Origin of the sequence: Aestuariimicrobium ganziense (assembly GCF_015352975.1) — a bacterium.
Lineage (GTDB): Bacteria > Actinomycetota > Actinomycetes > Propionibacteriales > Propionibacteriaceae > Aestuariimicrobium > Aestuariimicrobium ganziense.
Window position 1 is genome coordinate 338,140 of sequence record NZ_JACYIZ010000001.1, and the last position, 20,609, is coordinate 358,748.

Genomic DNA, 20,609 nt, shown 5'->3' on the forward strand with positions numbered 1-20,609 from the left:
TACCGGTGGACCACTTCGGCGACGAGATCGCTGAGCAGCCAGAGGCGCTGCGCCGGGCTGCCGCGGGGTTGCGGGATCACGCCGACGGCCTGCGCCGCGTGCGCGAGTGGGTCACCGGCGATCGACGACCGCTCGTGCTCACCGGCATGGGCAGTTCGTTCGACGTGCTGCTGGGGCTGGACAGCCGACTGCGTCGGGCCGGGGTGCCGAGCGTGGCGGTACACACCGCCGAGTTGCTGAACTCCACCCGACTGGCCCCGGGCAGCGTGGTGCTCGCGGTCAGCCAGTCAGGCTTGAGCGCCGAACTCGTCCGTCTGCTCGAGCGCCTCGGCGAGGTCGACCAGGTGTCGGTGGTGGGCATCACCAAAGACCCCGGCTCCCCCACCGCCCGACGTGCGGACGTCGTGCTGCCGATGTCTGTCGGCCCCGAGCACGGCCCCTCGACCAAGAGTGTGCTGGCGAGCATCGTGGTCTGCCACGCGATCGAGCAGGTGCTGGTCGACGATGCGCCCCTCGACCAGGTGCTCGACCGGGTCGAGGCCGGCGTCACCCGTCTGGCGGCCCGGGTCGACGAGGCGCTCGGCGACCGGGAGCGCACGACCACACTGCTGCGCGACTGGGTGGGTGAGGTTCCCTGCTTCCTGCTGGCCCGGGGACAGGGCATCACCACCGCCGAGGTGGCGGCCCTGGTGATGAAGGAGGCCGGCATGCAGGTGGCCACCGCCATGGACGCCGCAGAGTTCCGCCACGGCCCACTCGAACTCGCCGGTCCCGGTCTGGCGGTGGCCGTGATCAGCACCGAACCCTCGGTGGCCGGCCTGGACGAGGCGCTGCTGCACGACCTGGCCGGCCACGGGACGAGGCTCGTCCAGATCAGCACGCTCGGGGAGGCCGCTCCCGACCGGACTCCCCCGCCGTGGCCGCTGGTGCACATGCCGGGTGACGGATCACTGCTCGACGCCGCGCTCGCGCTCGTCCCGATGCAACTGTTGGTGTGGGCCTTGGCCCACGAACGCTCCAGCGCCCCCGGCGAGTTCATCAAGGGGGCCAAGACCACCACCAAGGAGTGACATGTCACAGCGGGTGACCACTGGTCGGCACTTCCTGAGCCGCGACGGACGCAGCATCGTCCCGACCGGCACCCACTTCGTCCCGCGCAGTGGGCCGGACTGGCCTTGGCGAGTCGACGACGCCGAGTTCGACCGGCACGGGCTGTGGCTGCACCCGACCTTGTTCGTCGGTGGCGAGGTGGGCGACGCCTACTGGGACCTGCCCTGGGCCCGTGGCCGCAACCCGCACAGGGACCCCCGAACTGCTCGAACTGCAGGAGCGGCACGCCGCGATGCTGGCCAGGCGCTGGGCAGGGCACGCCGAGATCATCGCCTGGGACCTCACCGACGAGCCGCCGTTCTGGATCTTCCCCGAGCAGTTGCTGGGACGACGGGTCATCCACAAGCCCTACGACCCGGCCGCATACGGGTTGGGCGAGGGGGTGTCCGGCCCCTACACGCCGACCGAGCCGGTGTGGAACCCGGTGCGCGACGAGCAACTGCTGACCCAGGGCTGGCTGGCGAGCTTCATCCTGGCCAGCCAGGCGCAGGTGGCGGTCTCGTTCCAGCGCGAACAGGTCGACGGGTCACTGGCCGGCCTCGGTGACCGGTCACTGCTGCTGTGCCCGGCACCGACCACCGACATGACCCTGCGTGGCGCCTGGCTGGAGCCGGTGGGTGCTGAGGTGGTAGCCCGCGACCAGTTCGGACGACCAGCCGTGCTCGTCCACACCCATGGTCAAGGGCGGGTGGTGACCGTGAGCCACCCGGTGGAGTTGCTGCTCGCGTCGCAGCCGGACGATCCGTTCGCCGACAGCGGGGCCTGGCAGTTGTACCGGGGGTTGGCCGACCTCGCTGGTGCTGGGCTGCCCGACGCGCTCGAACACCCCGACGCCACCTGCGGTGCACTGACCGGCGACGAGGGCGGACTGTTGGTGGTGACCAACCACACGGCCGACCGGATCAGCGCCCCGGTTCGGTTGCCCGAAGGGGCAGCTGCACCGACGGTCGTGGTCGGCGAGTGGTCTGGCCAGGGCGAGGCCGGCATCGATCCCCACCAGGTGTTGGTGGTCATCGGCGTCGCTGAGGCGTCCTAGAGTGTGCGGCATGGGTGACTTCGACGACCTGCTCGCCGCCAACAAGACCTTCGGCGAGACCTTCAGCGACGGCGGCTTCGACGGCATCGCGCACGCGGGCGTGCTGGTGGTCACCTGCATGGACTCACGGATCGAACCCCTGGGCATGCTCGGGCTCAAGCTGGGCGACGCCAAGATCCTGCGCACCCCGGGTGGCCGGGTCAGTGAGGACACCCTCGTCGGCTGCATCCTCGGCGTGCACCTGCTGCGGGTGAACCGGATCATGCTGGTGCCGCACACCCGGTGCGCCATGGCCAGCGGTGACGACGCCTCGATCGCGGCGGCCGTGCTCGAGCGCAACGACACCGACATCCGCGGTATGCGTCTGGGTGCCAGCCCCGACCAGGCGAACGCGCTGCGCTACGACGTGCAGTTGCTGCGCACCCACCCCTTGATCACCGGACGAGCCAAGGTCGGCGGGTTCATGTATGACGTCGACACCGGCTTGCTGGAACAGCTCAGCTGAACCATCAGGCCATCGTGGAGTGCTGGTGGTGCTCCTTGACGAACAGCATCGCCACGAACCCTGCGAGCAGGATCACCACGATGCCGAGGATCCCCCAGTACTGGGTGTTCTCCCGGCCGGTGACAGCAGCGCCGATACCGATGGCCAGACCGAAGAAGGCCGGTGACAGGAACGAGACCACGCGCCCAGTGGTCGCGTAGAGACCGAAGATCTCGCCCGACTTGCCCTCGGGGATCAGCCGGGCGAGGAAGCTGCGGGACGCCGACTGGGCCGGTCCGACCAGGGCCGACATGATCAGCCCGCAGATCCAGAACACGGTCGCCCCGCGGTCGTACAGCATGAAGATCGCCACGCCGGTGATGCTCAGGCCGGCGAGCGCGAACAGGATGACGGTGCGCGGGCCCAGCTTGTCGTCCAGCAGCCCGAACAGCATGGTCGAGACTCCGGCGACAATGTTGGCCACCGCGCCGAAGATGATCACGTCGCCGGCGCTGAAGCCGAAGGTCCCGGCGGCGATCACCGCACCGAAGGCGAAGACGCCGGCCAGGCCGTCGCGGAACAGCGCTGAGGCCAGCAGGAACCATGCGGTCTGGCGTGAGGTGTTCCACAGCGTCCTGATGGTGCCGAACAACTCACGGTAGCTGGCCAGGAAGCCGACCCGGGGTCGTCCGTTGGGGGCGCGGTCGCGCAGGATCGCGAAGGTCGGGATGGTGAACAGCAGGGTCCACAGCCCGCAGACCAGCATCGAGACCCGGATGTCGAGGCCATCCTCGCCGGTCACCCCGAACAGTCCGACGTCAGGTTGGATGAAGGCGAAGAAGATCACCAGCAGCACGATGATGCCACCCAGGTACCCCATCCCCCAGCCGAAGCCCGACACCTTGCCCACGTTGCTGGGGCTGGCCACCTGTTCGATGGTGGCGTTGTAGTTGACGCCGGCGATCTCGGAGATGATCGACCCCACCCCGAGCAGCACGAGCCCGAGCACCAGGAAGCCTGGTTCGGGCTTGACGAAGAACAGCGAGGCCGACAGCGCCGCCAGCACCCAGGTCTGGACGCGCAGGTTGCGCACCGTGGTGCCGGATCGGTCGGCGTTCTGGCCCAGCACGGGCGCCAGCACGGCGACCAACAGACCGGCGAGTGCGGTCGAGATCGCCAGGGCGGTCGAGGTGTAGTTGGTGTCGCCGAACGCCTGGCTGGTCAGGTAGACCGAGAAGACGAACGTGGTGATCACGGTGTTGAACGGCTGGGTGCCCCAGTCCCACATCGCCCAGGCAGCCACCTTGCGCGGGGACGACGGCGGCGCCGACTCCAGGGCGGTGGTGGGTGGCTGGACGATGCTGGTGGCGTACGGGTTCGTCACACGCCGCACTCTAGGGCACCACCCCGGCTGCGGAGCGTGCGACGAGCTCAGGCGTCGATGGCGGCGGCGTCGATCTGGTAGGCACCGTCGATGATGAACTCCTTGCGCGGGGCGACGTCGTTGCCCATCAACATCTCGAAGGTCGACTCGGCGGCAGCGGCCTCGTCCACGGTGATCCGCCGCAGGGTGCGGTGCAGCGGATCCATCGTGGTCTCCTTCAGCTGGCTGGCGTCCATCTCGCCCAGACCCTTGTAGCGCTGCGGCTCCTTGAAGTTCTGGCCACGCTTGCTGAGTTCGGCGAGCTTGCGCTGGTACTCGGCGTCGGAATAGGTGTACAGGTACTTGTCGTAGCCGCGCTTGGGGTTGATCAGCTCGAAGCGGTGCAGCGGCGGCACCGCCGAGTAGACCCTGCCGGCCTCGACCAGTGGTCGCATGTACTTGAAGAACAGCGTCGCCAGCAGGCAGCGGATGTGGGCGCCGTCGGAGTCGGCGTCGGCCATGAAGACGATCTTGCCGTAGCGCACCTGGTCGAGGTCGAAGCTTCGTCCCGACCCGGCACCGACCACCTGCAGGATCGCGGCGCACTCTGCGTTCTTGAGCATGTCGCCCACCGAGGCCTTCTGCACGTTGAGGATCTTGCCCCGGATCGGCAGCAGCGCCTGGAACTCGGAGTTGCGCGCCACGTTGGCCGTGCCCAGCGCCGAGTCACCCTCGACGATGAACAACTCGGTGCGGTCGACGTCGCTGGAGCGACAGTCCTTGAGCTTGGGCGGCAGGGTCGACGACTCCAGGGCGTTCTTGCGGCGCTGGTTCTCCTTGTGGGCACGAGCCGAGACCCGGGCCCGGGAGGCATTGGCCACCTTCTCCATCACGGTGCGGGCCTGGGCCTTGATCGCGGCCTTGTTCGAGGTCAGCCAGCTCCCCACCTCGGTCTCGACCGTCCGGGCGACCAGGCGTCGCACCGGCGGGGTTCCCAGCACCTCCTTGGTCTGGCCCTCGAACTGGGGTTCGGCCAGGCGCACGGTGACCACCGCGGTCATGCCCTCGAGGATGTCGTCCTTGACGATCTCTTCACCGCTCTTGAGGATGCGGGTGCCCTGCATCGAGTTCACGAAGGCCTTGGTCAGGCCCTGCTCGAAACCGGCGACGTGGGTGCCGCCCTTGGGGGTGGCGACCACGTTGACGAACGACCGGGTGGTGGTGTCGTAGGTGTTGGTCCAGCACAGGGCGATGTCGACATCGAGGGTGCGCTCGACATCAGTGGGGGTCATCGCCCCGGCGTCGTCGAGCACCGGGACCGTCTCGGTGAAGTCGCCGCTGCCCTGCAGCCGGACGATGTCGGAGACCTTCTCGCCCTCGGCCAGGAAGTCACAGAACTCTGTGATGCCACCGGCGTGCAGGAAGGTCTCGTGCACCTGGTCAGCGTGGCGCTCGTCGTGCACCTGCAGTTCCAGTCCGGGCACCAGGAAGCTGGTCTGGCGGGCCCGGTTGAGCAGTTGCTCGAGTGAGATCTCGGCGTCCTTGAGGAAGATCTGGCGGTCGGGCCAGTAGGTCACCCGGGTGCCCTGGACACCGCGCTTGACCTTGCCCACCTTGCGCAGTTCGTGGCTGGGGGTGAAGCCGGCGTCAGGGCCGGGGCCGTCGAAGACGCCGGGCTGCCCGCGTCGGAAGCTCATCTGGTGGGTGACCCCACCGCGGTCGACCTCGACGTCGAGCCTGCTGGCCAGCGCGTTGACCACCGAGGCGCCCACCCCGTGCAGGCCGCCGGTGGCGTTGTAGGAGCCGGAGCCGAACTTGCCACCGGCGTGCAGCTTGGTGAAGACCACCTCGACACCCGACAACCCGGTGCGGGGTTCGGTGTCGACAGGAATGCCTCGGGCCTGGTCGGCGACGAACAGCGAGCCGTCCTCGTTCAACCGGACGACGATCTGGGTGCCGAAGCCGGCCAGCGCCTCGTCGACCGCGTTGTCGATGATCTCCCACAGGCAGTGCATCAGGCCCTTGGTGTCGGTCGACCCGATGTACATCGCAGGACGCTTGCGCACGGCCTCGAGTCCTTCGAGGACGAGCAGGTGCTTGGCCTCGTAGTCTCGGCCACCCTGCGGAACTGCCTTCATCTGTGCCACCCGATGAGCCTACCGACCGGGTCTGACAAACCCTCGCTCTGGCGCGCCCGGCAAAGCACTTGACCCGACCCGCTAGCGTGGGTGGCAGTTGGACCTGGTCTGGACGCCCCAGCCGGCGGGAACAACCCGCACCGGTCTGGTGTTGCAGATCAGGAGGCCGCTCACGGAACTCTTGGTCCGTGACCGGCGTCCACCAAGTGTCGATCAGCTGATCGGCGCGTGAGGCACCAAGCAGTGAGGAGCCAGCCATGACCTCTCCCGTTCTCGACGACAGGACCCTCGACACCACTGACCGCTGTGACCGTTGCGGCGCCCAGGCCTACCTGCGAGTGATCCTTGCCAGCGGCGGAGAGCTGCTGTTCTGCGCCCACCACGCTCGCGCCCACGAGGACAAGCTGCGCCAGGTCGCCCTGAAGATCCAGGACGAGACCGGCTCGGTGAACTGAGGCCCTGCCCAGTCCCCCAAGCACACAGTGGCCGAGGGCCCGACCGTCGCGGTCGGGCCCTCGGTGCGTTTGGGGTCGGGATCGTCCAGCAGCCAGGGCGAAGGCGTAGCGTTGGTGCAGACCCCCTCGCGAGAAGGACAAAACATGGAACTGCGGCGCTTCGGGCGCACCAACCACCAGACCAGCGTGCTGGTCTACGGCGCTGCCGGACTCGGTGGCGTCAGCCAGCAGGTCGCCGACGAGTCCCTGGCCCTGGCCATGGACGCCGGCATCAACCACTACGACACCGCGGCCTCGTACGGGCACGCCGAACAGGTCATGGGTGACTTCGTGGCCAGGACCCGTGCCGACATCTTCCTGGCCACCAAGACCACCGAGCGCACCGAAGAGGCTGCTTGGGCCGAGATCACCCGCTCGATGGAACTGCTCAAGACCGACCACGTCGACCTGCTGCAGGTGCACGCGGTCTGCAACGACGACGACCTCGAGAAGGTGTTCGCCAAGGGCGGCCCGATCGCGGCCTTCGAGCGGGCTCGTGACGAGGGCCTGACCCGCTGGATCGGCATCACGGGCCACACCGAGGCGGCACCGCGCGTGCACGCCGAGGCGCTGCGCCGCTTCGACTTCGACTCGGTGCTGTGCCCGATGAACTACCAGCTGCACCAGGACCCGGTGTTCGCCGACGGCTGGAACGAACTGCTCGAGCTGGTCGAACAGCGCGACGTGGGTCTTCGCACGATCAAGGCGATCGCCCGCCGCCCCTGGCTCGAGGACGACCACCGCTACGCCACCTGGTACGAGCCGTTCGACGACCAGACCCATGTCACCGCCGCCGTGTCGTGGGTGCTGGGCAGCTTCCCGCAGATCGCCGGCCTGGCCACCGCGGGAGAGTCGACGCTGCTGCCGCTGGCCTACCAGGCCGAGCAGAACCGGATGAGCGTGGACGAGGCCGCCGAGGTGCTCGCAGCGGTCGACGACTACCGCACCATCTTCGTCTGACGACACTCCCCCACACCACGCAGATCGGCGGTGGCCCCCCGAAGGGGACCACCGCCGATCTGTTGTGTCAGGTGATCAGGCTCTCAGGCGATCAGACGGGAACCATCGATCCGTCGAGGATCTGGATGACCACGGAGTTGTCGGCGTAGGCCGGACAAGCCACCACACTGGCTGCACGGCGCTTGCGGAACCGTGCAGCCAGTGTGATCGTGTCGGACGCCTCGGCGTGTCTCAGCCCTTTTGGGCGGGCTCCACCACACCGACGACACGCGGGCGATCGTCAGACCCGACCACGGCGAACCGGTGCCCGTCAGCGGTCTGCTCGACCGCGAAGCCGACCTTGGTCGGCAGCAGCACGGGCTTGGCGAAGCGCACCCTGACCGTGTGGGCGGCGGGCAGCGCACCGGCCAGGGCCGCGACCGCTCGGGCGTGGGTCCACATGCCGTGGACGATCGGGCGCTTGAAGCCGAACAACCGGGCCGTCGCCGGGTGCAGGTGGATCGGGTTCACGTCACCGGAGACCGCCGCGTACTGGCGGCCCAGGTCGGCTGGCAGTCGCCAGGTCTGGCTGCGCACCGTGGGCCAGTCGTCGCCGGGTTCGACCACGGGACGAGCCGTCGTCCCCGCCGGCGCCTGGGCGCCGTTGACCAGGTAGGTACTGGTGCCCGACCAGACCACCTCGGAGCCGACCCGCACCTCGCCATGCATGTCGAAGGTGGCACCCCGGCGGTGGGGGCCGAGGTTGTCAGCCCAGGCCGAGAGCCACAACTGTTCGGTCACCGACACCGGCCGGTGCAGCGTCATGGTGTTGCTGACGTGCACCAGCCCGGCCAGCCCGAACCCGAAGTCGGGTTGGGCCATCAGCGCGGTCTGCAGCGGGAAGGTCAGCACGTTCAACCAACTGGCCGGCACCTCGTCACGCACGGTGTAGCCGCACACCCGGTCGTAGCGGGCGAGCCGGTCGGGGTCCTGTCGGTGCGAGGTCACCACCGCCCGGCGGTCGGGCAGGGTGCGTGGCGCAGGCGCCGAGCCCAGCCGGGGCAGGCGCACCCGGGTCACCTGCTTGGCGAGCATCCCGGCGACGCTGGGCAACTCGTCGAAGTGCAGCACCTGAGGCATCAGGCACCCACCAGGTTCTGGCCACAGACCCGCACGACCTGGCCGTTCACCCCACCGGAGGCCGGGTCGCTCAGCCAGGCGATCGTCTCGGCGACGTCGACCGGCTGGCCGCCCTGCTGCAGCGAGTTGGTGCGGCGGAACACCTCACGCTGCACGAACGGGATGCTGGCGGTCATGTCGGTCTCGATGAAGCCGGGAGCCACGGCGTTGACCGTGACGGCCCGGTCAGCGAGTTCGTCGGCCTCGGCCCAGACCAGGCCCATCACGCCGGCCTTCGAGGCGGCGTAGTTGGTCTGGCCCTTGTTGCCGGCCACGCCGGAGGTCGAGGCGATGCCGATGATCCGGGCCTGCTCGCCGAGCCCTCCGGGCAGCGTGGTGTCGAGCAGCGCCTCGTTCATCCGCATCTCGGCGGCGAGGTTGACCTCGAGCACCTGGGCCCAGCTCTTCTCGTCCAGGTTGGCGAGCAATCGGTCGCGCAGGATGCCGGCATTGTGGACGATCGCCCAGATCTTGGCATCGGCCCCGTGCACTTGGGCGACGTGCGCAGCGATCCGCACCCCGGCCTCGGGGGAGGTGATGTCGAGTTGCAGGGCGGTGCCGCGCAGTTCGTTCGCCACCTTCGACAGGGCGTCGCCGGCGGCGGGCACGTCGAGGGCGACCACCTTGGCGCCGTCACGGGCGAAGGTGCGAGCGATCGCCGCGCCGATGCCGCGGGCGGCTCCGGTGACCACGACCACGCGTCCCTCGAACGGACGATCCGACCTGTAGTCCCCACCGGGACGATCGCCGGCCTTGGCCGGGCCGACCCGCCAGGTCTGGCCCGAGACGAAGGCCGATCGTCCCTGCAGCAGGAACAGCAGGGTCGAGGTGAGGTCGTCGGCGGTGGTGCCCTCACGCACGAAGACCAGGTTGGCGGTGGCGCCTGCCCGCAGTTCCTTGCCAACGGTGCGGTTGATGCCATCGATGGCCTGGGCGACGGCCTTGGCCTCAAGCCCTGTGACCGCCGAGGCATCACTGGCCAGGATGATCACCCGACCCGACGACTCCAGCCCGCGCATCAGCGGACGCAGCACCTGGCGGATGCCCTCGAGTTGGGCGATCTCGCGCAGCCCGGTGGCGTCCACCACGACGGCTCCGGCCTTGGTCGGGTAGCGCGGCGGTTGCGGCCGACCACGGTCGTCGGGGGTGCGGTGCTCGGGCAGGTCGAGCAGCGGCTCGGCGGTCTCAACGCCGAGCGCCTCGAGCACCTGGCGTGCCAGCCCGCCACCGTCGAGTTCAGCGAGCAGCACCGCCCCGGTCGGCATGGTGCGGCCGCGACGCAGCTTCGGCGGCTCGTTGAGCCCGACCTTGGGGGCCAGCGTGCGCCCGATCGGTGAGGTGTAGATCTTCTCCAGGATGCTCATGGTCACACCGCCTCGAGGATGGTGGCGACGGCCTGCCCACCGGCGGCGCAGACCGAGATCAGGCCCCGCGATCCGGGGCCCTTCTCGGAGAGCACCTTGGCCAGGCTGGCGACGATGCGTCCGCCGGTGGCGGCGAACGGGTGGCCCGCGGCCAGCGAGCTGCCGTGCACGTTGAGCTTGTCGACGTCAACGGTGCCGTGGCCGTCCTGCTCAAGGGCGGCGAGCGTGGCGAGCACGGTCGAGGCGAAGGCCTCGTGCACCTCGACCGCGTCGAAGTCGGCCAGGGTGAGGCCGTTGCGTTCGAGCAGTTCGGGGATGGCGCGGGCACCGGCGAGCAGCAGGTCCTCGTTGCCGGTGACGTAGTCTGTGGCGGCGACTTGGGTGTCGACGACCCGGGCGAGCACCGGCCAGTTGCGGCGGCGGGCCTCGTCCTCGTCGGCGATCAGGACGACCGCGGCCCCGTCGGACAGGGCGGTGGAGTTGCCGGCGGTCATGGTGGCGTCGGCCCCACCGAAGACCGACCTGAGCTTGCCGAGGGCTGCGACCGAGGTGTCGGGGCGCAGGATGCCGTCACGGGTGACGCCCAAGTAGGGGGTGACCAGGTCGTCGAAGAACCCGGCGTCCCAGGCTGCGGCCAGGCGCTGGTGGCTGCGGGCCGACAGTTCGTCCTGCGCCTCGCGGCTGATGCCCCACTTGGCGGTGGTCAGGGCCTGGCTCTCACCCATGGAGAGACCGGTGCGCGGCTCGACCACACCCGGGGGCACGGGGGCGAGGTCGGCCGGGCGCACCGAGGCGAACGCCTTGAGGCGGTCGGGCAGGGTACGGGCCCGGTTGGCCTTGAGCAGGGCGCGGCGCAGTGGCTCCGAGACCACGATCGGGGCGTCCGAGGCGGAGTCGACGCCGCCGGCGATGCCGACGTCGGCCTGCCCGAGCCGGATCTTGTTCGCCAGGTAGGTGACGGCCTCCAGGCCGGTGGCGCAGGCCTGGGCGAGGTCACAGGCGGGGGTGTGCGGGTCGAGCGCCGAGCCGAGCACGGCCTCGCGGGTCAGGTTGAAGTCGCGGGAGTGCTTGAGCACGGCACCGGCGACCACCTCGTCCAGCTTCTCGCCGGCCAGGCCGAAACGTGCGACCAACCCGTCGATGGTGGCGGTGAGCATGTCGACGTTGGAGGCCTGGGCGTACTTGCCGCCGGCCTTGACGAAGGGGATCCGGTTGCCGCCGACGATGACGGCGTTGCGGACTGCCATGGGGTCTCCTCGGGGATCCGATGTGGGGAGGGAGAATTGAGTGAAACTGACGGTAGCAGATACTCACAGTTTCGGGTACTGTTCTGGACATGAGCACATCCGGGGTGGTCGACGGCCGCACGACGCGGTGGGCCGAGCACAACGCCACCAGGCGCACCGAACTGGTCGAGGCGACGCTGCGCGCCATCCGCCAGCACGGGCACAACGTGGGCATGGACGAGATCGCCGCCTCCGCCGGCACCTCGAAGCCGGTGTTCTACCGCCACTTCGGCGACCGGGCGGGGCTGTACACCGCGGTCGTCGAGTCGGTGCACAGGTTCATCCTGGGCAACCTAGCGGAACCGCTGTCGAGCGATGCCGACCCCAGTTCGATGGTCGCTGACCTGGCCGATGCCTACCTGGCCGTGGTCGAGGCCGACCAGGAGATCTACCGGTTCGTGGCCAACCGTCCCGCCGGCGACTCTCCCGACCCCGTGCTCGGGGTCACCAACGTGATCGGCGACGAGATCTCGGCCACCTTCGCCCGCTGGCTCGAGGCCCATGGGCACGACACCGCGCCGGCCAACACCTGGGGCCACGGTGTCGTCGGTTTCGTCTGGGCCGTCGCCGACCGCTGGATCCTCACCGACCTGCGTCGTCCCCGCGCCGACATCGTCGGCTTCGTCCTCGACCTGTTCGAACCGGCCTTCGCGGCCCAGATCACCACTGCCCCGACCACGACGACTGTTGCACCACGAGAGACAAAGGAGTCCCTGTCATGACGATCACCCCCACCGGAGAGGCCCTTCGCCGCGCCCTCGACGGCCCCCACCACGAGGTCAAGCAGCGTTGGCGCGCCGAGGTGAGCGCTGACGACATGGTCCGTGACCCCGCGATGCCGCTGGAGCAGGCCCGCGAGTGGGCGCTGGAGAAGCTGGTCGGCCTGGCCGAGCGCAAGTTCGCCATCGCCGGCTTCCCCGAAGAGGTCGGCGGGCAGGGCACGCAGGCCCAGTCGGTCGCACACTTCGAGATGCTCGCCATGGGCGACCTCAGCCTGACCATCAAGTCGGGCGTGCAGCACGGCCTGTTCGGCGGTGCGATCACCAACCTGGGCACCCAGCGCCACCACCTGGAGTACCTGCCTGCCACGATCAGCTGCGAGCGCACCGGCTGCTTCGCGATGACCGAACTCGGTCACGGCTCCGACGTGCAGAGCGTCGAGACCACGATCACCTGGCTGCCGGACTCCTCGGAGTTCGAGGTGCACTCCCCCACTCCCAGCGCCACCAAGGCCTACATCGGCAACGCCGGCCAGCACGGCAAGTGGGCTGCGGTGTTCGGCCAGCTCGTCGTCCACGGCGAGAACCATGGCGTGCACGTCGCCCTGGTGCAGATCCGCGACGACGAGCTCAACGACATGCCCGGCGTGACCACCGGTGACCAGGGCCACAAGGGTGGCCTGCTCGGTGTCGACAACGGCACCATCACCTTCGACCACCTACGGGTTCCCCGCGAGCAGCTGCTCGACCGCTACGGCGGCGTGGACGAGTCGGGCACCTACACCTCGCCGATCGAGTCGAAGAACGCTCGCTTCTTCACGATGCTGGGCACCCTGGTGCGCGGCCGAATCTGCGTCGCCGGTGGCGCTGCCTCGGGCACCCGCAAGGCCCTCAGCATCGCCACCCGCTACGGCCTGCAGCGCACCCAGTTCCGTCGTCCGGGCCTGGGCGCCGAGATCACCCTGCTCGACTACCAGACCCACCAGCGCAAGCTGCTGCCCGAAATCGCCCGCGCCTACGCCTACGGGTTCGCGATGAACGAGCTGTCGCTGGCGCTGCAGCGGGTCTCGGACGCGGCTGGTTCCGACCCGCGCGCGGCTCGTGAGCTCGAGACCCGCGCCGCGGGCATGAAGGTGGCTCTCACCCGCTGGGCCAACGACACCATCCAGGTCGCCCGCGAGGCCTGTGGCGGCGCCGGCTACATGAGCTCCAACGGCATCACCCAGATCCGTCAGGACGCGGACGTGTTCGCCACTTTCGAGGGCGACAACACCGTGCTGTCACAGTTGGTGGCCAAGGCCCTGCTGCTCGACTACAAGCAGACCTGGGGCGACCTCGACCTGCGCGGCACCGCCCAGGCGACGGCCCGGATGCTCGGCGGCACCTTCCTCGAACGGACGACCGCCCGCAGCCTGATCGACCGTCTGGTCACCACCGCGTCGCGCCAGCCGGAGTCTGACAAGCTGCGCGCCCGCGGCTGGCACGTGCAGATGTTCGAGGACCGCGAGCGTCACGTCGTCGAGGGCCTGGCCAAGCGGATGCGCGCGGCCGGCAAGCTCGGCGCTGACGAGGCCTTCGCCGCCATCAACGCCTGCCAGGAGCACATGCTGGTAGCGGCCCGCGCCCACACCGACCGGGTGGTGCTCGAGGCCTTCATCGAGGCGATCGACCACGTCGACGATCCCTACATCAACTCGCTGTTGGTGCGGGTCTGCGACCTGTTCGCCTTGGCCACGATGGAGGAGCACCGGGCCTGGTACCTCGAGCACGAGCGGATCGACGCCTCGCGCAGCAAGGCGATCACCCAGGCCGTCGACGACCTGTGCCAGGAGCTGCGTCCGGTGGCGCTGGAACTGGTCGAGGGGCTCGGGGTCGAGGAGCGCTGGCTCAACTCGGCGATGCTGGACGAGGCCAAGCCGGCCGAGGTCACGGTCGAGCTCGCCTCCTGAGCGAGGGTGAGTCGACCGGAGATCACTCCGCGACCTGGCGCGACGGCGCCTGACGGCTCACGGGCGGTCGGCGGGGCGCCTCTGACGGTCGCTTCCGTGACTCCGGCTCGACCACCAGGGTCGGCTCCCTCATGCCTCAGGAACGCACCATCCGCACCTCGCGGTGGCCGCTCAGCTCCCCACTCAGGGGCTGGGCGGCCCCGTCGAGTTCAAAGCCGTGCCGACGATAGAAGCTGATCGCGCGTTCGTTGCCCTCGAGCACCCACAGGTAGGCGGGGGCGTCGCCGATGCAGATCTCGAGCAGGCGATCGGCGATCCCTGAACCCTTGGCCACCTCGAGCAGGTAGATCATCGCCAGCTCCAGCGGCTGCGGGGCGTCGTCGTCACGAGCCGCACAGGCATGTGCAATACCCACGAATGACGGCTGCCCGCTCACCGGGTCGATGGTCTGGGTGTCGACCACGGCCCAGAAGTAGCTGCCCTGGCGGGCTCGCTGCTGCCATGACTCGGCCGCGCGGGCGGCCAGCTCGTCCTGCCGGACGAAGACGGCCTCGTCGAAGTCGTAGGCCTGGCGCCAGGCCAAGGCCTTGACCGCGGCCAGCGCCGGCAGGTCGTCCAATCCGGCCTGCCGGATGCGGAACCTGCCCGGCCTGGACAGGGCAACGATGCGATCAGTCGAGGTAGTCACGCAGGCTCTGGGAGCGCGACGGGTGACGAAGCTTCGACATGGTCTTCGACTCGATCTGGCGGATCCGCTCACGGGTGACGCCGTAGACCTTGCCGATCTCGTCCAGCGTCTTGGGCTGGCCGTCGGTCAGGCCGAAGCGCATCGAGACCACGCCGGCCTCACGCTCCGACAGGGTGTCGAGCACGTCGTGCAACTGCTCCTGCAACAGCGTGAAGTTGACCGCGTCGGCCGGGACGATGGCCTCGGAGTCCTCGATCAGGTCACCGAACTCGGAGTCGCCGTCCTCGCCCAGCGGGGTGTGCAGCGAGATCGGCTCACGGCCGTACTTCTGCACCTCGACGACCTTCTCAGGGGTCATGTCGAGTTCCTTGGCCAGCTCCTCCGGGGTGGGTTCGCGACCGAGGTCCTGCAGCATCTGGCGCTGGACGCGGGCGAGCTTGTTGATCACCTCCACCATGTGCACCGGGATGCGGATGGTGCGGGCCTGGTCGGCCATGGCGCGGGTGATCGCCTGCTTGATCCACCAGGTGGCGTAGGTCGAGAACTTGTAGCCCTTGGTGTAGTCGAACTTCTCGACCGCACGGATCAGGCCCAGGTTGCCCTCCTGGATCAGGTCCAGGAAGAGCATGCCGCGGCCGGTGTAGCGCTTGGCCAGCGAGACCACCAGGCGCAGGTTGGCCTCGAGCAGGTGGTTCTTGGCGCGGCGACCGTCCTCGGCGATCCACTCGAAGTCGTCGAAGTCGTTGGCCTTCACGGTGACGGCGGGGTCGTTGAGCTGCTCGTCGGCGAACAGGCCGGCCTCGATCCGCTTGGCGAGCTCGACCTCCATCTCGGCGTTCAGCAGGGCGACCTTGCCGATCTGCTTGAGGTAGTCCTTGACCGGGTCGGCGGTGGCACCGGCGGCCATCACCTGCTGCTCGGGCTCATCGGTGTCGTCGGCGTCGGAGACGGTGAAGCCCTCGTCCTCGACGAGCTCCTTCTCCTCCTTGGCGGTCTCGGCGGGCTCGAAGGTCGACTCGTCGACGTCGTCGAGCGAGCGCTTCTTGCCGCCGACGGTGAGGACGACGTCGTCACCGTCGAGTTGGGCCTCGACCTCGATCTCGCGGGTGGCGACAGCAGCGACGGTGGGCTCGTCCTCGCCCTCGTCGAGCTCGTCGACCTCGGTGTTCTCGTCGACATCGTCGGCCGGCGCCTCGACCTTGGGGGCAGCCTTGCCCCGGGTGCGCGTGGTGGTCGCCTTCGCCGGCGCGGCCTTGGCCGCTGCGGTCTTGGCAGGGGCGGCCTTGGCGCGCGTCCGAGCAGGAGCGGCCTTGGTCTCGACGTCCTCGGCCTTGGCGGCAGCGGTCTTCGCAGTCGCGGCCTTGGCGGTCGTCGTCTTCGCGACGGGGGTCTTGGCCGCAGCCGTCTTGGTCGCCGGGGCAGCCTTCGTCTCAGGGGCGGTCTTCGCCGCGGGAGCAGCCTTGGTGGCCGTGCTCGCTCGGCGCGAGGTGGCGGGCTTGGCGGAGGCCTCAGCAGCGCTCGACTGGGTGTCCGCCTTCGCTGCCGTGCTCCTGCGTCGCGTGGTCTTCGGGGCCTGGTCCTCGGCGGCGGCGACGGTCTTGTCCTGAGCAGTGGCGCGTGATGGCACAGGTACCCTTTCGGTACGGGTGAATCGGATTCAGGGCATGAAAAGGCACGAGGCTGTCAAGACCCTGAGTCGTCCATTCTTGCACGCCACTCGCCCATAACCAACAGCCACCCCGTGGTTGGATGGGGCGCATGTCGATGCCCCAACCGCCGGTCGCGGAACGCCGGCCGATCGTCCGCGAGCACCACGGTGAGGTCTTCGAGGACCCCTACGAGTGGATGCGTGACAAGACCAGCCCTGAGGTGATCGCCCACCTGCAGGCCGAGAACGCCTACACCGAGCAGGTGACCGCCCACCTCGAGGCGCTGCGCACCGAGGTCTACGACTCGATCGTGGCCCGCACCCAGCTCACCGACGTCTCGGTGCCCGAGTACTGCACCCACACCAGTGGGCAGGCCTACTGGTACTACACCCGCACCGTCGAGGGTCAGCAGTACCCGATCTGGTGCCGCGTGCCGGCCACTGATCGTGACCACCGCCCCGACCCCTCGTCCGCGGTCGAGGGCGAGCAGGTGCTGCTCGACGGCAACATCGAGGCCGAGGGCCATGAGTTCTTCTCGCTCGGGGCGTTCTCGGTCTCCCCCGACGGCTCGATGCTGGCCTACTCGGTCGACAACGCCGGCGACGAGCGCTTCGACGTGTCGCTGAGGGTGTTCGCGCAGGATCGCACCTTCGGACCGTTCCTGACCGGAGTCGGGCACGGCATCGCCTGGGTCGGCGACGAACGTCTGGTCTACACCCGGGTGGACGAGGCCTGGCGGCCACACGAGGTCTGGATGCACGAGTTGCAGTCCGACCCTGCCACCGACCGCCTGGTCTTCTCCGAGCCGGACGAGCGCTACTGGCTGGGCGCGGTCGAGTCCCGCGACCGGCGCTGGATCGTGATCGCCGACGGCTCCAAGCTCACTGCGGAGTGGTGGCTGCTGCCCATCGACCAACCGCAGGCCGACCCTCGTCCGGTCGCCCGTCGCACCGAGGGACTCGACTACGAGGTCGAGGTCGGCGACGGTGAGGTCTTCATCCTGCACAACGCGAACTCCGACGACTTCCAGGTCTCGCGGGCACCGCTGGACTGGGAGCGCGAGGGCGACGAGTTGGCACCACGGGAGTCGTGGCGCGACTTCGCCGGGCCGAGCGACGGGGTGCGCTACACCGGCGTCGACGCCTACCGCGGCCATGTGGTGGTCAGCCGCCGGCGCGACGGTCTGGCCGGCATCGAGGTGCACGACCTCGCCGCCGCTGGACCCCAAGGTGTACGTCCGGTGGTCTTCGACGACCCGGTGCACGAGGCCGAGGCGGTCTCCGGCGACGACGTCGACACCGACCGGGTCAGGATCCGCTACACCTCACTGCGTACGCCGGCCTCGGTGCTGGAGTACCACTTCGACAGCGCCGACCTCGAGACCCTCAAGGTGACCCCGGTGCTCGACCACCCGGTGCACGGCCCGTACCGGCGCGAGGACTACGTCGAGGAACGGCAGTGGGCCACCGCCGGCGACGGCACCCTGGTGCCGCTGTCGATCATCAGGCGCGCCGACGTCCCGCTCGACGGCAGCTCACCGTGCTTGTTGTACGGCTACGGGTCGTACGAGATCTGCATCCCGCCGACCTTCTCGATCCCCCGGCTCAGCCTGCTCGACCACGGCTTCACCTACGTCATCGCCCACATCCGCGGCGGCGGCGAGATGGGTCGGGCCTGGTACGACCAGGGCAAGACGCTGGCCAAGAAGAACACCTTCACCGACTTCGTCGACGCCGCTCGCTGGCTGGTCGACCACGGCTACACCAGTCCCGACCGGCTGGTCGCCGAGGGACGATCCGCCGGCGGCCTGCTGGTCGGTGCGGCGACCAACCTGGCCCCGGAATTGTTCCGGGCGGTGCACGCCGGGGTGGCCTTCGTCGACTGCCTGACCACGGTGCTCGACCCGTCGCTGCCGCTGGTGGTGACCGAGTGGGAGGAGTGGGGCGACCCGTTGCACGACCCCGAGGTCTACCGCTACATGGCCTCCTATGCCCCCTACGAGAACATCGCTGCGGTGCGCTACCCGGCGATCCTGGCCACCACCGGCCTGAACGACACCCGGGTCGAGGTGGTCGAGCCGACCAAGTGGGTGCAGCAGTTGCGCCACACCACCGTGGCCGACCCTGATCGTCCGGTGCTTCAGCGCACCGAGATGGTGGCCGGGCACGCCGGTGTCACCGGGCGGTACGAGAAGTGGCGCGAACTGGCCTTCGAGTTGGCCTGGACGATCGACCAGGGCACCGCTCACCACCTCACGCACGACGACGCCGACTGACCCAGTCCCTGCCCTACGCTGCCGCCCATGACCTCAGCCACACCACCGGTCGCCGAGCGGCCGTCCTCGTCGATCAAGCCGCTGCTCAAGGTGCTGGGGGCGTTGGTGCTGGGCATCGTCTGGCTGCTCACGGTGTGGATGGTCGCCGGGTTCCTCGGCCTGTCGTCCACCTCGTACGGCTGGTTGACCACGGGCGCGATCATGGCGCTCGGACTGGTCGGCGTCCTGGCGCTGTTCCGGTTCCCCTACCAGCGCTGGGTGCTGATCGGGCCAGTGGTGGTCGGCCTGCTGGCCGGCACCGCTGTCGGGCGGACAGCCCCTCCTGAGCCCGCCCGGTTGGTCAAGCTGGCCGATGCGACGACGATGCCAGCCGGCTGGGAGCTCAGCAGCGAGGACGTGCGCGGCAACACCTGGTGCTTCAAGGGATCTCCGCAGGTGAGCCGGACCCACCGGGTGCCCGACACCCTCGAACAGGCCCGCAACGACCTGGTCTCGACCTTCGAACAGTAGGGCTGGAAGCAACCCCCGCGGACGCGACCAGGCCAGCCTGTGGCCTCCATGACCAAGGGGCGCTGGAAAGCCCGGATCACCGCCACCGACGTCAACCCCAACCAGGTCGCCGTGACCTGGCTGGGTTGACGGTCCGATCCCCCACCACCCCCTGAAGGGGTGTACGACCACGGTCTGACATCGGTGATCGCTTCTGGCGTACTTCGGTCGTTCTCACTGGATCGGTGAAACGAATCCGCGCAGTCGTGCGTTGAGTCAGGTGTAGCCACGCAGAGAGGTGTGTGACATGGACAGGTATCGCGTACGCAGCGGAGAGGGCATCGAGGGCAAGGACGCCGTCGGGCTCTACTTGGACGAGATCGCGCGCACTCCCCTGCTCACCGCAGTCGAAGAGGTCGAGCTGGCCCGCCGGATCGAGGCCGGGCTGTTCGCCCGGGCCATCCTCGACGGCACCGTCGAGCGCACGGTCGAGGCGACCGATGCCGAACTGCTCACCCTCGCCGAGGACGGCGACCGCGCGGTGCAGCACTTCATCAAGGCCAACCTGCGCCTCGTGGTGTCGGTGGTGCGCAAGTACCACCGCGCACCGATGCCGATGCTCGACATGATCCAGGAGGGCAACACCGGCCTGATCCGCGCGGTCGAGAAGTTCGACTACGCCAAGGGCTTCAAGTTCTCCACCTACGCCACCTGGTGGGTGCGCCAGTCGATCAGCCGCGGCATCGCCCAGCAGGGACGCATCGTCCGCCTGCCGGTGCACGTCGCCGAGCAGGTCAACCAGGTGGCCGCCGCCAGGCGCCAGCTCGAGCGCACCCTGGGTCGCGAGCCCGAGGTCGCCGAGATCGCCGCCGAGCTCGAACTCGACGTCGACAAGGTGGTCGAGCTGATCCGCTTCAGCCGCGAGCACGTCAGCCTCGATGCGCCCGTGGACGACGACGGTGGCACCGCCCTGGGCGACCTGCTCGCCCGCGACACCACCCCGGGCCCCGACGACCTCGTGGTCGAGGCCGCCAACCACGGCCTGCTCGAGGGCATGCTCACTGAGTTGGACGAGCGCTCCGCCGACGTGGTGCGTCGCCGCTACGGACTGATCGACGGACGCCAGGCCAAGCTCGCCGACATCGGCGCGGTGTGGGGCATCACCGCCGAGCGCGTCCGCCAGATCGAGCGCAATGCGCTCGCCCAGTTGAGGGTGGCGGCTGCCGCCTGACCCCTCCCCCTGACAGGCCACCGTCGGCTGCCCCACCCTCTCCCGGGGGCGCCGGCGGTGGCCACGATTTCGGGCGCAGTCTTGCTCGTCGCCCTGCCCCACACCTGGTTCTGGCAGTTCCTGACCGGCAACCCTGCGTGGTCGGTCGATGGCGACACCCTCACCCTCAGCGCTGACGACGGTCAGGGCGTGGTGTTCACCCGTACCCGCTGATGG

The 20,609-nt window shown here is 69.2% G+C and carries 18 protein-coding genes; 11 read left to right on the forward strand and 7 right to left on the reverse strand.

Features of this window, described 5'->3' with window-relative positions; all coding sequences use genetic code 11:
* Positions 1-5: 5 nt before the first annotated feature.
* From IE660_RS01675 to IE660_RS01685, 3 genes are all read left to right on the forward strand, one after another.
* Entirely contained in the window at positions 6-1,070 is a 1,065-nt protein-coding gene (locus tag IE660_RS01675; protein ID WP_203566574.1) for an SIS domain-containing protein, read from the forward strand.
* A 212-nt stretch (positions 1,071-1,282) separates the two neighbouring features.
* On the forward strand, positions 1,283-2,146 hold the full coding sequence (locus IE660_RS01680) for a type 1 glutamine amidotransferase family protein (protein WP_203566575.1): 864 nt from the start codon (positions 1,283-1,285) through the stop codon (positions 2,144-2,146).
* Positions 2,147-2,156: 10 nt separating this feature from the next.
* A complete protein-coding gene (locus tag IE660_RS01685; protein WP_203566576.1) occupies positions 2,157-2,651 on the forward strand; it encodes a beta-class carbonic anhydrase in 495 nt (164 codons plus the stop codon).
* Positions 2,652-2,655: 4 nt separating this feature from the next.
* On the opposite strand, the gene IE660_RS01690 is transcribed toward IE660_RS01685, so the two are convergent.
* Positions 2,656-3,918 (reverse strand): MFS transporter, encoded by a 1,263-nt coding sequence (locus tag IE660_RS01690; protein ID WP_203566958.1) that lies wholly within the window; start codon positions 3,916-3,918, stop codon positions 2,656-2,658.
* Positions 3,919-4,061: 143 nt separating this feature from the next.
* Positions 4,062-6,131, reverse strand: coding sequence for a DNA gyrase/topoisomerase IV subunit B (locus tag IE660_RS01695; RefSeq protein ID WP_203566959.1), 2,070 nt, complete (start codon positions 6,129-6,131; stop codon positions 4,062-4,064).
* Between the two features lie 257 nt (positions 6,132-6,388).
* On the opposite strand from IE660_RS01695, the gene IE660_RS01700 reads away from it, so the two are divergent.
* Together IE660_RS01700 and IE660_RS01705 are read left to right on the forward strand one after the other, a co-directional pair.
* A complete protein-coding gene (locus IE660_RS01700) occupies positions 6,389-6,586 on the forward strand; it encodes a DUF7455 domain-containing protein (RefSeq protein WP_203566577.1) in 198 nt (65 codons plus the stop codon).
* Positions 6,587-6,730: 144 nt separating this feature from the next.
* On the forward strand, positions 6,731-7,585 hold the full coding sequence (locus IE660_RS01705; protein ID WP_203566578.1) for an aldo/keto reductase: 855 nt from the start codon (positions 6,731-6,733) through the stop codon (positions 7,583-7,585).
* A gap of 231 nt (positions 7,586-7,816) precedes the next feature.
* Here IE660_RS01705 and IE660_RS01710 read toward each other — a convergent pair whose 3' ends face one another.
* The 3 genes from IE660_RS01710 to IE660_RS01720 are packed head-to-tail and all read right to left on the reverse strand — an operon-like array spanning position 7,817 to position 11,354.
* Entirely contained in the window at positions 7,817-8,704 is an 888-nt protein-coding gene (locus IE660_RS01710) for a MaoC family dehydratase (protein ID WP_203566579.1), read from the reverse strand.
* Positions 8,704-10,107: a 3-oxoacyl-ACP reductase gene (locus IE660_RS01715; protein ID WP_203566580.1), complete on the reverse strand. Its 1,404-nt coding sequence runs from the start codon at positions 10,105-10,107 to the stop codon at positions 8,704-8,706. The genes IE660_RS01710 and IE660_RS01715 overlap by 1 nt, the downstream gene beginning before the upstream one ends.
* Positions 10,108-10,109: 2 nt before the next feature.
* Entirely contained in the window at positions 10,110-11,354 is a 1,245-nt protein-coding gene (locus IE660_RS01720) for an acetyl-CoA C-acetyltransferase (protein ID WP_203566581.1), read from the reverse strand.
* An 89-nt stretch (positions 11,355-11,443) separates the two neighbouring features.
* Between IE660_RS01720 and IE660_RS01725 the strand changes: the two genes are divergently transcribed.
* A complete protein-coding gene (locus IE660_RS01725; RefSeq protein ID WP_203566582.1) occupies positions 11,444-12,115 on the forward strand; it encodes a TetR/AcrR family transcriptional regulator in 672 nt (223 codons plus the stop codon).
* Entirely contained in the window at positions 12,112-14,061 is a 1,950-nt protein-coding gene (locus IE660_RS01730) for an acyl-CoA dehydrogenase family protein (protein ID WP_203566583.1), read from the forward strand. The genes IE660_RS01725 and IE660_RS01730 overlap by 4 nt, the downstream gene beginning before the upstream one ends.
* A gap of 136 nt (positions 14,062-14,197) precedes the next feature.
* Here IE660_RS01730 and IE660_RS01735 read toward each other — a convergent pair whose 3' ends face one another.
* Both IE660_RS01735 and IE660_RS01740 read right to left on the reverse strand, forming a co-directional pair.
* Positions 14,198-14,749: a GNAT family N-acetyltransferase gene (locus IE660_RS01735; RefSeq protein ID WP_328701794.1), complete on the reverse strand. Its 552-nt coding sequence runs from the start codon at positions 14,747-14,749 to the stop codon at positions 14,198-14,200.
* Positions 14,733-16,376, reverse strand: coding sequence for an RNA polymerase sigma factor (locus IE660_RS01740; RefSeq protein WP_203566584.1), 1,644 nt, complete (start codon positions 16,374-16,376; stop codon positions 14,733-14,735). Before IE660_RS01740 ends, IE660_RS01735 begins: the two co-directional genes overlap by 17 nt.
* Before the next feature lie 131 nt (positions 16,377-16,507).
* Between IE660_RS01740 and IE660_RS01745 the strand changes: the two genes are divergently transcribed.
* From IE660_RS01745 to IE660_RS01760, 4 genes are all read left to right on the forward strand, one after another.
* The gene (locus tag IE660_RS01745) at positions 16,508-18,673 is read left to right on the forward strand and encodes a S9 family peptidase (RefSeq protein WP_203566585.1); all 2,166 of its coding nucleotides are present in this window, start codon (positions 16,508-16,510) and stop codon (positions 18,671-18,673) included.
* A 27-nt stretch (positions 18,674-18,700) separates the two neighbouring features.
* Positions 18,701-19,183: a hypothetical protein gene (locus IE660_RS01750; RefSeq protein ID WP_203566586.1), complete on the forward strand. Its 483-nt coding sequence runs from the start codon at positions 18,701-18,703 to the stop codon at positions 19,181-19,183.
* A gap of 286 nt (positions 19,184-19,469) precedes the next feature.
* Positions 19,470-20,393: a sigma-70 family RNA polymerase sigma factor gene (locus IE660_RS01755; protein WP_203566587.1), complete on the forward strand. Its 924-nt coding sequence runs from the start codon at positions 19,470-19,472 to the stop codon at positions 20,391-20,393.
* A gap of 57 nt (positions 20,394-20,450) precedes the next feature.
* A complete protein-coding gene (locus IE660_RS01760; RefSeq protein ID WP_203566588.1) occupies positions 20,451-20,606 on the forward strand; it encodes an META domain-containing protein in 156 nt (51 codons plus the stop codon).
* Positions 20,607-20,609 lie beyond the last annotated feature (3 nt).

What these genes read in the sequence shown, in the direction of transcription:
- IE660_RS01695 (WP_203566959.1), bottom strand. Translation starts at nt 6,131, where the DNA reads ATGAAGGCAGTTCCGCAGGGTGGCCGAGACTACGAGGCCAAGCACCTG.
- IE660_RS01710 (WP_203566579.1), bottom strand. Translation starts at nt 8,704, where the DNA reads ATGCCTCAGGTGCTGCACTTCGACGAGTTGCCCAGCGTCGCCGGGATG.
- IE660_RS01720 (WP_203566581.1), bottom strand. Translation starts at nt 11,354, where the DNA reads ATGGCAGTCCGCAACGCCGTCATCGTCGGCGGCAACCGGATCCCCTTC.
- IE660_RS01745 (WP_203566585.1), top strand. Translation starts at nt 16,508, where the DNA reads ATGTCGATGCCCCAACCGCCGGTCGCGGAACGCCGGCCGATCGTCCGC.
- IE660_RS01750 (WP_203566586.1), top strand. Translation starts at nt 18,701, where the DNA reads ATGACCTCAGCCACACCACCGGTCGCCGAGCGGCCGTCCTCGTCGATC.
- IE660_RS01685 (WP_203566576.1), top strand. Translation starts at nt 2,157, where the DNA reads ATGGGTGACTTCGACGACCTGCTCGCCGCCAACAAGACCTTCGGCGAG.
- IE660_RS01700 (WP_203566577.1), top strand. Translation starts at nt 6,389, where the DNA reads ATGACCTCTCCCGTTCTCGACGACAGGACCCTCGACACCACTGACCGC.
- IE660_RS01755 (WP_203566587.1), top strand. Translation starts at nt 19,470, where the DNA reads ATGGACAGGTATCGCGTACGCAGCGGAGAGGGCATCGAGGGCAAGGAC.
- IE660_RS01705 (WP_203566578.1), top strand. Translation starts at nt 6,731, where the DNA reads ATGGAACTGCGGCGCTTCGGGCGCACCAACCACCAGACCAGCGTGCTG.
- IE660_RS01730 (WP_203566583.1), top strand. Translation starts at nt 12,112, where the DNA reads ATGACGATCACCCCCACCGGAGAGGCCCTTCGCCGCGCCCTCGACGGC.
- IE660_RS01725 (WP_203566582.1), top strand. Translation starts at nt 11,444, where the DNA reads ATGAGCACATCCGGGGTGGTCGACGGCCGCACGACGCGGTGGGCCGAG.
- IE660_RS01715 (WP_203566580.1), bottom strand. Translation starts at nt 10,107, where the DNA reads ATGAGCATCCTGGAGAAGATCTACACCTCACCGATCGGGCGCACGCTG.
- IE660_RS01690 (WP_203566958.1), bottom strand. Translation starts at nt 3,918, where the DNA reads ATGTGGGACTGGGGCACCCAGCCGTTCAACACCGTGATCACCACGTTC.